Consider the following 14,433-nt stretch of genomic DNA (forward strand, 5'->3'; position numbering starts at 1 on the left):
TGTTTCTGTTTTTCTCATTTACTGTCTTAACGGTGTTTTTTCCGGAGGACCAGGGTGCCGCAAAGCACGAGCACAGCCACGGCCAGCATGGCCATGATCCCCCAGAAGCCGGAGCTTCCGTTAAAGATACCGGTGGCGGCTCCTGCGGAGCCTTCCGGTGTATTGGGCTGCTGCGGTGTTGTGACGTCTGGCGTCTCTGTCTGCTCAGCTGGTTTATCCTGCATGCGGACAATGTTGCCCTCGCAGGCTTCGCCGCCCACGGTCACGGTGCCGTCTGGCATGAGAGTGAAGGTGATTTCCTCCGCGACCTCGTAGCCGTCCGGCGCGGTGGTTTCCCGCAGAACATAGGTGCCAGTCTTCAAGCCCTCGATCTTTTTCATCTCGGTGCCGGAGGTCCAGCTCAGGCTTTCGCCTGTGATCGTCTGTGCGATGACTTCGTTTCCCGCCTCGTCACGGGCAATGCTGCCATCCTCCTCGGTATTGTAAACCGCCAGAACTGCTCCAGGCAGCTCGTTCGTTTCGTTGATGATGGTTTTGCTGATGTAGAACGCTGTAAGCACATCGGTCATCACCAGCTTGTCGGTGAAGTTTTCACCTGGGCCCACGTCTTTGACTGTTACTTTGAAGGGAATCGGTTCTGCCAGGGTATAGCCGTCCGGCGCTTCGATTTCTTCGAGATAATACTGCTTGTCTGCGTGAAGCTGGTTCTTGATGAGCATGGCCTCACTGCTGGAGGTCCATTCTTTCAAGCCTTCAATGGGCTGGTGGTTTTCATCGGTTATGCGCAGCTTGGCGCCGGACAGCATTTCTTCATTGATATCTTTTTTGGATACCTCTACCATGATCGGCGGCTCATACCAGACAACATTGCCGTCCTTGTCGAGGGCCGCAGTTCCTTCTCCGTTGTCAAAACTTTCAATGTCGGGTTCCAGGCTGCCTCTTTCCAGTTTGAATTTAACTGTAATGGGTTTTTTTGAAACCTGGCTGCCATCCGGGGCTGCTAACTCTTTGACGATGTATTCCACGCCGGTGATCAAACCGTCAAAAAGGATTTCGCCCTTTTCATCGGTCACAGCAGTGGCGACAAGCACCTCCTCGTATTGGGCTGCGGCTCTGAAAAACCGGGCAAAGGTGCTTCTGCTCTGCGGCTCTGTCTTTTCAACTCGTTTGTAGAGCCCGTAGGTGGAGCCTGGAAGCAGTTTGGTAGGATCCTGCTCATCAACCTTGACCAGCTTGATCTGACCGCGCACTGCGTCGTCCAGAACAGTATTGTCTTTCACATCGCTGCCGTCTGCGGTCTTGAGGCCTTGGAACCGGCCGGTTTCATCCACTACTGCCCGATAGACAGTTTCGTCCACTTTGTAGCAGTGCGGAGCTTCCAGCTCTCTCACAAAATAGGTACCTGGGGTAATATGGTCAAATACTACCTGGCCCCCGGCATTGCTGACCGTTTCCTGTACCAGCTGATTATCCTGCGTGTACAGGCCAAATTTTGCTCCCTCGAGCGGTTTGGAAGCGCCTAAAATTTCATCGGCGTTGTCACCGTTCGCGCAAAGCTCACCAGTGTGGCCGGTCTTGTTAAAGACAATCTCAGCCGTTTGGTTGACAAGCGTGTATTGGCTGTTTTCATCAGGCTTCAGCACTTCTCCATTTTGAACAGCGCTGACCTGTACGATATTGTCCTGGCCGACAGTCACGCTGACATCCAGGCTTTCAGCCAGGCGCTCATAGCCTGCGGGCTGTCTGGTTTCAGTCAGAGTGTACGCGCCGGGCGTCAGGCTGTCAAAGACAGCAAGGCCGTCTGTGCCAGTGGTTTTGACAATTGGTGTGATGTCGTCGCCGTAGCGGTTCTTACCTGTCAGCGTAAATTCCGCACCACTCAGCTTCTGGCCATCCGCGTTGGTTTTCACCAGCTTGAGGCTGCCTGTGGCCGGACTGTTATTGATAGCCGCACTGGCCATTATTTCCTGCCCGTTTTCTGTGATACTGATATCAATTGTCTGGCTACCGTTGAGCACATAGCCTTCCGGCGCAGTGATTTCTTTTAAGGTATAGCTGCCATAGGGAATGTTATCGAAACGGTACGCGCCGTTTTCATCGGTGGTGGCTTCGGCTACCTTCTGGCTGTCCTTAAACAGCCCGATGACCGCGCCTTTAACCGGATAAGTGACGCCTTGTTTTGTGTCGGTGTCAATTTTGACACCAGAGATGGTGCCTCGTTTGAGGCGGTTGATAAACTGATTCTGTTTATCGCCGTTGTCCACACTTCCGTCCTCATGGATGGTAATTGTCTGGGCAACCGGCATCACATATGGCTCAGTTAAGCCCTCAACCAAAATCTCAGTGATTTGATACTGTCCAACTGGAACATTGTCAAAAATGGCTTTTCCATCTTCTCCGGTTGTTGCTGTTCCAGTATAACCAAACCGCAGGTCTGCTCCATTCGCTTCCTTTATACGTTCCAGTTTAAACTGATATCCCGCTCCGGCATTCTTGGTTTTTACATCAATCGTGCCGTCAGCTGTGGTTTCAATCTGTTTTTCGATGGATACTGAACTTCGGCGGACTGTGTTTGTAATAACTGCCTGCGTGGTCTCTTCTCCATCGACAGTCGTTATAAGTTCTGCAATATGAAGTGCTGCCACTGCTTCGCCCGGCTGGAGATAACCGCCTGGCGCTGCCGTTTCATAGACGTCATATTCGCCAGCTAACAGCTCTCCCTCGTAAAGGTATGGAATGCCAAAGCGATTCAGTTTTTCTTCGGTGTATCCGTCACCCAGGGCCAGCTGATCGGTGGACTGAAGCCCGTATTCTCCAGAGGCTCCGCTCTTTTCAATAATAGCAGCTACTACGGTTTTAGTACCTTGCAAACACACAGCAAACTGCGCGCCGCTGAGTACAAGATCTGTTTCATTTCCATCCGCGCCTGTTGTCTTAAAGGTGTCGTCTATCTTTTTGAGTGTCATGCTGCCACGGATGGCAGTGTTGATAATGGTTTCGGGTTCAATGCTGTATACTTCACCAGTATTTCCCGGTTTGCTGCCGTCAATATTGGCTTTGTAAACTACTTTATTGGCTTTGTAATATTGCGTTACATCTCCAGCCTGTGTCATTTCCTGGATGTAGTATTCACCTGCCGAAATATCCTTAAATTCGACCTTTCCGTCAGCACCGCTGACCGCAGCCGTTTTAAACTTCTTGCAGTCGGCATCGCTGTATAAACCAAATGTTACGCCTTGCAGATTGGTCGGATTTTGGTCATCGCTGTTATTTACAGCCTGTTTCGTAAAGACAATGCTGCCCAGCTTAAGCTTATTCTGGAAAGTAATAACATTATCCCTAATGCTGATTCCTTCATGGTTCCCAATAATCGTCAATGTTTTTCCATTGTCATTCACATTAATTTCGACTTCTGTTTCATAAACCTGGTATTGCGGCGGCGCAGCTGTTTCTTTGAGTTTATAGGTCTCTCCGGCCACTATCTGGGTATCCAGATTATAGGTCCCGTTATCGCTGGTGAGCGATTTCGTGATCGTTTCACCCGGATTATCCGCAAATTTCCCGGTCAGATTAAAGGTAACGCCGGATAACAGCGCGCCTTTTTCGTCAGTCTTTCTTAATTCCAGTTTAATAGGCGTATCCTTAAAGGTCATTGTTATTTCGTCTGTGTCAATATCTGTCACACCGGGTATGTCCTTTCCTGAAACAAAATGGACTTTAGCCTGAGGACAGATAAAGAATTGGGCTTCGCTTTCCTCCTTTTGATAACCGTCTGCTGCGCGGATTTCCTCCAATTTATAAACATGGTCGGGATTGTCTTTGTTTGAGCTTTCGATCAGGTTCAGAATTTCCGCCGCGCTGTTGGCTGTCGGTTTGACAATCTGTGATGTCTCGACATCAGGTGCATCTTTAAACTTACCGGTGATCTTAAATTCCGCACCGCCTATCAGATTTCCATCCTCATCGGTTTTTTTGATCATTGTCTTGACCAGATCATCCTTGACAGTGATCTGAGTAACTGTATTGTTCTGATCGTTTTGCACAACCGAGACATAGCTTTCTGATCCCTCAGACGGCGTTATTGTACCGTCGATATTGGCGGTGATGGTAAATGGAGCGGCCTTTTTATATCCCTTGGGCGGTGTGGTTTCGGTGACGGTATACTGCCTGCCCGCGACCATTTTGGCGCTGAGGGCAGTGGCCGCGCTGCTGTCTGTAATTTTAACAGAATTTGTTCCATCAGAGAAATTACCTGTGATTTCAAATTCCGCGCCATTCAGCGCAGCTCCGTCCATATCGGTTTTATTAAAGGCAACTTCGATGGGTTGGTTTTTAATGGTCAGGCTAGTTGAGTCATCTCCTGTTTTCACCAGACCATTCTGGGTGTTATCTTCTGTAATGCTTATTTTTCCGTCTGCACCCATCATAATTTTTGCCAGATAACTATTATCGCTGTTTTTAAGCGCCGGGGTTTCATAACCCTCCGGCACGTTTTCTTCATATAAGAAATATTCTGTACCAGCGGTCAGGGCACCTGTAATAGTCCAGGTATCCGCAGCTTGATTTAAAACAGCTTCGGCTGCCGGCGTCCCATCACTCGTTGCAATTTTAAGCTTAGCACCAGACAAAGGCATATTGCCATCCATTGTTGTTTTCTTTAATGTCAGGCTGTTCTGGGCGTTTGTAATGGCCGCATCACTCACCCATTTTACTTCAAGGGCAGTTGCCCCCACGGTAAAAGCTTTAGCGGTATTGTCCGCTGGCAGCTGATAGCCTGCCGGCGGCACGGTCTCGATGATCCAGTAATCGCCCCAGGGCAGATTGTTGAGCGCAAGCTGACCCTCCGTGCCATCAGTTCCTGTTATATTCGTTTGCGAACAGTCATAAGTTTTTCCGGTTTCCGCGGTTAAGACTGGCTTTTTGCCATTGTCGCCTGCAAAATCTTCTGTAGTTTTGGTATAAATTTCAAATTTCGCGCCGCTCAGCTTTGTATCGCCATTCTGGCTGTCGATTTTTTCCAGAATAAAGCTGGCGGGTTTGCGGGTGTTGGCAACTCCTTCAGCGATTACCGCGCTCTGGTTCTCTGTAATGCTTAAGCTAAAGGCATTATCGTTGGCCGCATTCTCCGCGATGGTCAGTGTCTTGTCCTGAACTGCGTCGGTAACGTCAAATTCACACTCAAAGGGTTCTGTTCCGAGGTCATAGCCTTCTGGAGCACCTGTTTCTTTCAGGGTATAGTGTCCTTTTTTCAGGTTTTCTGCTTTGACAGTCCCATTGCTGTCTGAAATGATTGTTTCTGCTTCCGATACCGTATTTCCCGTTCCGTCTTTTACGCGCGTCAGAGTAAACTGCGCGCCTGCAAGACCTGCGGCTTTGCTCTCAGCGTCAACCTTTTTGAGGGTAACCCCAGCGGTCATCGGTGCATTTTTTGCACTTGTCTCAATTGTCTTTTTATCCTGTGATTCTGTTACTTCAAAGCATGTCACGCGCCCGGCCATATCGGCCGGCAGATAATAGCTGTCGGTGGCGTCGGTTTCGAGGAAATAATATTTTCCTATGGCCAGTCCTTCGTTCAGTTTTTGCTTCGTATCCGAATTCTCTGCCGTTTGTTCTGTACTTTTCCAGACGCCAGCGGCATCCAGGGTAAAGGACGTAATCGCACTATCTCCATTGCTGCCATCTTTAAGATCAGGCGCATCTCCAATCTGTTTGTACAGTGTAAACTGCATACCGCCGATTGGCTGATTGCTGGTATCCGTTTTTGCCAGTTGTACATGCGCCATAATACGGTCATCGGTCATCGTGAGGGTTTCACTCAGGGTTCCACTACTGTTGATTTTTCCGTCATCGGTAATGGTAAAATCAATGGCTGCGGCCGTTGTGTAGCCTGCTGGCGTGTTTTCCTCTGTCAAACGGTATTTTTGTCCCATGCTCAGCTTCGTGCTGACCACGTGGCTGTTTTGGTCGGTTGTCCAGGTTTCGATGGCATCGCCCTCTGGATTATCACTGGCACCCAGCTTGTAAATGGCAAGCGTTGCTCCGGTTACCGGCTGCTCATACTGGTCTTTTTTATCAAAAGATACTTCCACTGGATTGTCGCTTAAGTGGTATTGGTTATTATTAACCTTCTGCCAGTTTGTGCCGCCATCTGTGCTGGCGTACAACTGCCCCGACGCGTCGACTTTCAGTTTCACATCCGCGGCTTTTTCGTAGCCTGCGGGCGGGGTTACTTCGGTCAGGGTGTAGACTTCATCGGCAATCAGCTTTCCGGAAAATACTTTAAATTGATCACTGTTGGTCGTCCAGGTAATACCATTAGCTGTATCTACCGAATCCACAAATTTCCCGGTCAGCTTTAATTCTGCACCGGATAAATTTTCGGTCGTTCCCACTTTTATTTTGGCGATTTCGATTTTTGTCTGTTCATCGGTGATAGTTGATGTTGTGTTAAGGTCTATTGTTACTCCTTTGCTGTTATTATCAATGGTAATTGGCCCGATCACTTGATCGCTGATGGTATAGCCCGGCGCTGGTGTGATTTCCTTAATCCAGTACGTTCCTCTGCCCACATCGCAGAACCATGCCTGACCTTCTGCCGTCATTTGATGTGTGTAAGTGGTGCTGTTCGAATCCGTCCATTGAATTGATTCATCTTTTTTCAGCGTGGTGGCTGTTCTGTCTTTTTTATCATTGACTGGGCCGCCTTGGGCTAATGTTGTACAATCTTCATCTGTATAAAGCCCGTAGACCGCACCATTGACTGCAGCTCCAGTCTCCACATCAGTTTTTTCCAGGGTTACGTCGCATTTAATTGGCGTGTTGGTAATCGAGGATAGCGTATTGACAAAATATTCTGTATTGCTTCCAACCGTTGTCCAAGTATATCGGTTACCTTCTGTAATTTTCACAGACGCTGTAATCAAATCTTCCGGCTGGACATAATCGTGAAGCGTTTCAACCTCTTTAAAATAATATGTTCCCTCAAGTATGCCATTTAAAAATTCCATTCCTGTCTGCGGGTTAATTAAGCCGCTACCAACTGTCGTTACCTTACCATCTAGGGCGGAAACAAAGTGATCATTATCCTTATTGATCTTTTTATCTCCATTATCGTACTTACCATCTTGATTTACATCTTCATATAAATCGAAGGTGACCCCTGCAAGTGGTTTTTGATTGCCTTTTTCATCTTTATTTTCGTCTAGTTTTAGGAACTTGACATGGCCTAAAATCCGTTCATCCCGAAGAGTGAAAGTAGTGCCGCTGTTAATATTCTTATATTTATCTGGCGCACTCTCCATGCCCGTATTATTCAGCACTACATTTTTTACACTATTGTCATCACCCATGATAAAGGTGATTTCCTTAGCTGACAGGTAGCCGCTGGGGGCAGTGCCAGTTTCGACAATTTTATATTCTTTATTACGCTGCAGGCCTTCAAAAACAAGATCGTTATCTGCATCTGTGGTGCGAACCCAGCACTCGTTGTCTCTACCATTACTTTTATTATGAGCATCCGGAACAGTATAACTACCGTCATCCTTTTTTTCCTGAAGCTCGATGGTCGCCCCCGGTACACGGCTGTCCAGCTGGTCCAGCTTTTTGATGGTAATTTTGTTAGTTTTGTCAACCATGGTAATGGTATCTTCTGTAATACCCTCACCGGTTGTCAGCTTACCATCTTGTTTTAGCGTAAATAGAATGGCGTTTGCTTTACCAACGGTTGTTACACTTCCCGGCGCGTCAATCTCGCAGAGATAGTAAGTACCTGCAGGAAGGTTTGTGATTTCTTTAACCTCTCCCGCTGAAATCCAGCTATATTCCTGGCCATCAATCGGATTTTTAACAATTTTATCACTGTTTTGTTCCGTAACCGCTTCTGTTGCAATCACTAAATGCGCGCCGGATAAAAACTGGCCTTTTTCGTCTTTCTTTTCAATTAAGATTTTTGTTGAACCGTTAATTACAGGATCCAACTTACCACTCGTTTTATTAAAACCTTCTCCATATTTTATTTCAAAATTTGGGGTGCTGCCTGTTTTTTCTATCACAACAAACTTTCTTTCAGTTGCGTCGGTGACAAAGCCATCAGCCGCTTCCTTTTCGATTAATCCATAAGTTCCCCATGGGAGACCCTCAATTTTCAGGTGGCCATCTTGGGCGTTTTGAATTGCAATACCATTGTCTGCCGTGCCGCCCATTTCAGTTCCGGTGTAGGAATATCCTCCACCATTAGCCGTTACAAATACCTTGGTTTTTTTGGCGGTGTCTCCTTTTTCAGCAAAGGGATACAGATACAGCTCGAAGGTGGACTGTAAATCTTTATTTGTAAATTGATTGTTGTCTGCTTGATTAAACTGCTTTGTAATTTCCATCACACCGCCGGCGTTACGGTCATTTTTTACAGGATCAGAGTCAACTGTCTGCCCACCTTTATCTGCTTCGATACTAACTGTTTTAACACTTGCATCCAGCTGATACCCTTGCGGCGCTTCCAGCTCTTTTGCGTAATAGGTTTCACCTGGCTGCAGTCCAAAGAACTGAACATTTCCATTTTCATCGGAGACATAGATGTTTTTGAGCGTGCTGCAGTTGTTCTCCATATACAGACCAAACTTGGCATTCTGCAGCGGGAAGGTTATTCCTGCGGTAGCGTCGTATTTGACAAAGGTATAGCTGGCAAAGCCTTCCAAATGCGCCCAGGAACTTCTATCTGCACTGGATTCCTGGCTGGAACTGCTGGAGGTCTTTCCGTCTACAATTAGCTCGGCCTTGTTGGTAACTTTTCCGCTATCGATAGGCGCAACAATATTGGTGGTGTATTTTAGCTTATACGCAGATTTAGTATCTGGCAGAGTAATCTGTAAAACTGTACTGCCGCCTTCCATTTTGATGGCAATGTCTTGTGTTTTATCCAAGCTTACAGAACTGTAACTTCCACTTACTTTTTTTTCTAAAACCAACGAGGCAATGTCAAACTCCATACCTGTTGGAATGGTATCCTGAATCACCGCTGTGATAGCGTCGTTGCCATCCTCCTTTACTAGTTGCACAGCGTTGGGGTTAATAACAATCTGCCAGTCATATTGTCCTTTAACGTCTTCTGCTGTAATGTTCTTTTTGTCCGCCAGCTTGTTTTCAATGATCTGTCCCTGTCCGTTTCCAATGGATTCTACCGAAAATTCATTGTCCTCATTAAATTGAGGTGTTTTTGCAGTAACAGTGTTTTTTGTGCTGACGGTACAGTCTGACGCGCCGAGATATTTCTTCTTTGCCTCGTCGGTCAGTTTTAATTTAATGTCAAATTGGTAAGATGAGCTGCTTGCCGCTGTTTTATCAAGCTTGATAGTTCCATTTTCATTTTTAAGTGTTACATTGGCATTTGATAAAGCTTTCTTCTCTCCATCTACCATGATGGTTTCTGGCAGGTTTTCAACTGTCCAAATAGCATTATTCTCTTTATCCGCCAATCCTGTGATTTCTGTTGTTGATCCATCCTCTTTTGTAAAGGTGGTTACCAAATTATTTAAATCGTCGGTGACAGAGAGCGTATCCATGTTCATCTTGCTGTCATTCACCAGAATAGTATAAATCATTGTTCCGGTGTTATCATCGTATGCAGTAGTTTTTTTCAGGAAATTATTGGGGAAGGTAACTTCTGCACTATCTGCGCTGCTAAAGATTGTATTGCCGTCTTGTACAGCCAGATTGACAGTATTAGTATATTTATGATTAGTATAATTTTCTTTGAAATACTTTTTAGCTTTAGTCTGATATTTTATGGTCAGATCATTCAATTTTTTCAGACTTTCACCAGTGATGGTGATCGTAAACTTATTGTCATTTATAGCAGAAGGCTCTACTATCTTCACGCCGTCTACTTCTGCCAATTCCTTATTGCTTTCATCATAAACCTTTAGAGTCCCTGTCTGAAAATCCTGATCTTCTATTGTAATCCTATCGGTAAGTACTGCGCTGTCATTAGTGCCGTTCAAGTGTTCCGACGGCAGATGCGTGCTGGGGTGGATGGTCCAGTCGATAAAACCGGTTTCCTGGTCTGCTTGTACGATTTTATCCACATAAGCCACATTAAAGTCTGAACCGATAGGGCCAAAACCATACTCAATACTTGTCCCTGGCTCCGTACCATGGGGCCAGCTGGCGGTCATATAAGCTTCATTTTTTAAGCTTTCCGGCATATTATCCGGGTCGTAATCTACATCTTTATCTGGCAGTTCTACTTTTGTGTCAAATTCAATTTGATAAGCATTTTTAAGGGTTTCCGGATTTTTAAAATACCAGACGATCCTGCCTCCCTCAGCATCTGAAACAGGCGCCGTGTAAGTGTAGTAGTTCCCTTGCGGTTCCGTACCAGTACCATTCCAATATGTAAAACCGACGGCCTGATTTTTATCAATATTAGTGATCGTAACAGTTCCTGAAGGATCAAACTGTAAACCCGAAGAGAGCTTGTCGGTTACTATAGCCTGATAAATATTATTTCTCGGGTTTCCGTCTCCGGTATCGTTGATGGTGATATACCATTTGATGGTATCACTGCCGATTTGTACGCCATGCTTTTCGATACCGGATTTATAGATAGTGGCCGGCGCACTGGCGGTTCTGTTCTCACCAAGATTAATCCCAGCACCATCATCCATAGCGATCTCAACATCATTGGTCAAAGTTGCGCTGGCCGCTCCCGTGTTATCTTTTAATTGTTCATAAACACTGTCTGCCACCTTTGTCCTGACCGTGATAGTCGCCGGGGCCTTCGGCGCTGTCTTAGTATCGTCTGTTTCCCAAAATGTAAAGGCATAAGTTCCGTCAGATTGCTTGCTAAACTCCAACGGAGTGCCATCTTCCAGAGTTCCGCTTACTATATTGGCCAATGTCAGACCAGCAGGAAACTTTTCAATGATTTTAACATCTGCAAGGCTGGCACCAGCACTTTTTTCCGATGTACCGACAGCTAACTGCCAAACCACTTCACCTGTTTCCGGATCATAAATGCCGCTTTTTTTTACGCCGTCAATCAACGGTGTTTTAGGCGGAAGTGTTATGACTGAGTCGGGATTCGGCGTTCCCTGAATGTCCAACGGTATCGTAACTGGATTTCCATTATCATTTCCACGGTCTGCTAGCTGTAAACCTACAGCAATATTTCCTTCGATGGTGGTATAATTTCCATTGGCGACAATGTCGGTAAAGATTACTTTCAGTTCATATCCGCCATCTGTTTTTCTTGTAATTTTATAATTAGCTATTGGAGTCCCGCCTTGGGCCAGGGTCTGATCCTTATCGATAATATTTTCATCATTGATACTAAAATACTTTGAAATATCATAGATAAAATAATCGCCGCCTTTGATGGAACGGTTTGTATCGCCGGGTTTTAAATCTAAAAATTTGAAATTGACGCCCATGTTAAAATAACCGCCTGCTTCATACTTGACTTTCGACATATCAATAGTCGGCGGAGTTCCTTCAGGTGAAAAGGACTGGGTAATACCATCAGGGGAAATGTAATCAATATAACCAATGTCCAATTTCAAATCATTCTCATTATCCGTCACATCCTGCGGCCCTGCCGGCGCCGCTGCTTTCTGCACGCCAAATAACGCCTTCAACCCATTCATCACCGGATTTTCTTTTTCCGGTTCAGGAGCAGGCGTGGACTCTGGTGTTGGGATTGGCTCCGGTGCAGCTTTTCCGGGCAGCACAAACTGCCACTGTCCGCCTGCTTCTCCCTGGGGCGCAAGGATAGCGTTTGTGGTTTCATCTGCCTTCAGGGCTTCGGCGTTCAGAGCACCGGCAAATTCCAGACTTCCAGTATTCGCTGCTCCCCCTGCCAGAGTAAAGGTCACCGCATTATCCTTAATCTCATAGCTGCCAATTGTATTATTATTTTCATCTGACACTGAAACAGGTTTTTCGGTATCCTCCAAAAGGATATAAGGCATTCCCGTTTCATTTTGAGGCAGACAAATGGTAAAAGTATCGCCCTCTGCGATGTCCTGGTCATTTTCAAACCGATATTGCCAGGTAAAATGAAGCTTTCCGTTATCCCTGGGTAAAAGGGCCGACAGGTCCCATTTATTCTCCACGGGCTCGATGACGGCTGGTTCTTCATCACCTTTCTGATAGGTGATCCCTGCCAGAGTCAGCTTCAAATCATCGGTCTGCTCGGTCTGCTCAGTCCAGTCAGTGGGCTGAGCGGCCTCCTCTTCAGGAATATCTGCCAGAGTCTCCTCTGTGGTTTCTACCGGGTTAATCTCTTCGGGCAGACTGAGCCCGTCATCGTTCAAGGCTTCACTTTCGCCCACCACGGCGTCCTCGCCCTCAGCCCGCACCACATTCCCCGGGCTGTATGAAACCATCTGGAATGTCATGCAGAAAACCAGAAGCAGGGCCAGAAGCCTTGTTTTCATACTTTTTCTACTCTTTTCTCTCATTTTTCCTACCTTTTTATTTTCTTTATATTTGTGGCAAGCGCCAATTTGCCACTATTGATTACCTTTATAATAAGTCTAACAAAACCGAAATTCCATTTCACTTTTTTTACTGATTCTGTCCCGATATTACTGAAGTTGATGCTTAGGCAAACCGAAGGGTTTAAGACGGTATGTGCGCCTGAGTCTTTACCAGAAAAGCCGTTCAGGATACGCTTGCGGATCGGGGTCTGCTCACACTCCAGCCAAAAAGTTCAAAAAAGAAAAAAGACGGCCCGAAGGCCGCCTTTACGGAGGATTTAATGATTTAGTTTTTCAGATTTTCAAAAATTTCTACGATTTCGCTCATCTTCTTTGCGCCAAAGACCACATCCCGCTGGTTGAGGATCATGGCCGGTACGCTCATGAGCTTATACGCTTCCTTGAGTTCTGGGAAAAGGGCCGTGTCGATCATTTCCGCCTGAATGTTCGGGTTCAGTAGAGCGATGCGCTGGCAGGCCGCCACCACATCGGGGCAGAAATGACAGGATAGGGAGATACAGATCTGGACATTCACCGGATGGTCAATGGCTTCGATCCGTTTGACAAGCGCCTCATCCACTGCCTGGCCCGGTCCGGCAAAGTTATAAACCGCCAGAACAAAGGAATTCATTTCATGGCCGCCGGGGATACCGGTAAACTTGACGCCGGAATACTGGCCCTCTGGATCAAACAGGGCCGCTGCCGGCAGGTTATCGAGGTGCATGGCGGCTTCCAGCTCTGGCTTTTCACCTTTTGGATAAGCCTCCACCCGGATATGGTCGCTGAGGGCTGCCACTTCTTCTAAGAAGCCCTGCATTTCCAGAGTCTTTGGCACAGCCGGGTCGATGATGGTCACCACCCGGGCGGTGCGCTCGAGCTTCGCGAAGATTTCCTTGAGCTGGCCCTTCATGGCGGCTGGAATAAAGCCATCGTCCGGGCCCTGGGGCGCTTCCGCTTCCGGCTCTGGTGCTGCCGGCGTTTTAGCTGCCTTAGGCTCCGGCGCTGCCAGGCCCAGGCGTTCCCGCTCTGCCGCCACGTATTTTTCCGCCGCGGTGGCCGCGATGGCGCCGTCGGCCACCGCGGTGACGATCTGTCGCAGCTCCTTAGGCCTTAAGTCGCCCGCGGCGTACACGCCGGGAACACTGGTTTCCATGCGGTCATTGGTGGGAATATAGCCCTCTGCGTCAATGTCCACCTGACCCTTAAAAATCTGGGTGGCCGGCTCATAGCCTGCAAACACAAACATGCCAAAGGGTTTGCCGTCCTTGCTTTCATAGGTAAAGGCCGCGCCGGTTTTGTTGTTGAAGAACTCAGCCTTTTTCAGAAAGTCGTCGCCGCTCACTTCCTTCACCTCAGTGTTGTACCACACCTCAATGCCCGGATGCTCACGCACCTTGTCCGCCACCATCTGGGCGCAGGTAAAGTCGTCTTCGCGCACCACAATGGTCACGCTTCGGCCATAGCGGGTCAGGAACACAGCCTCCTCAGCCGCGGCAAAGCCGCCGCCCAGCACAAAGATGTCAAGGCCGCTGAAAAATTCGCCGTCACAGGTCGCGCAGTAGGCTATGCCGCGTCCGGTATATTCCTTCTCGCCGGCAAAGCCGATCTTGCGCGGAGAGGCCCCGGTGGCGATGATGACCGCCCGGCTTTTATAGGTGCCCCGGCTGGTGTGCAGTGCCTTTACTTCCCCGTCAAGGTCCACACGCTCGATTTCGGCCACGGTAAACTCTGCGCCGAAATCCATGGCGTGCTTGTGCATTTCGTCCATGAGCCTGGGGCCGGTGGTACGGCGGATACCGGGATAGTTCACCACCTCCGCCGTATTCACAGCCTGGCCGCCCGGCTGGTTTTTCTCAATAATCAATGTGTCGAGCATGGCCCGGGCAGCATAGATACCAGCCGAGAGTCCGGCGGAACCGCCGCCGATGATAATCAAGTCATAAATCTTATCCATGGCGCC

The 14,433-nt window shown here is 47.6% G+C and carries 2 protein-coding genes; both read right to left on the bottom strand.

Features of this window, described 5'->3' with window-relative positions; translation table 11 throughout:
• Positions 1-26 precede the first annotated feature (26 nt).
• Positions 27-12,431 carry a SpaA isopeptide-forming pilin-related protein gene (locus I2B62_RS17755; RefSeq protein ID WP_195270373.1) on the bottom strand — a complete coding sequence of 4,135 codons (12,405 nt, stop codon included), beginning with the start codon at positions 12,429-12,431 and terminating at the stop codon, positions 27-29.
• A gap of 328 nt (positions 12,432-12,759) precedes the next feature.
• Complete coding sequence (locus tag I2B62_RS17760) at positions 12,760-14,427, bottom strand: FAD-dependent oxidoreductase (protein WP_195270374.1); 1,668 nt, start codon at positions 14,425-14,427, stop codon at positions 12,760-12,762.
• Positions 14,428-14,433: the final 6 nt, after the last annotated feature.

The sequence above is a fragment of the Eubacterium sp. 1001713B170207_170306_E7 genome (genome assembly GCF_015547515.1).
In the GTDB taxonomy this organism is placed as follows: domain Bacteria; phylum Bacillota; class Clostridia; order Eubacteriales; family Eubacteriaceae; genus Eubacterium.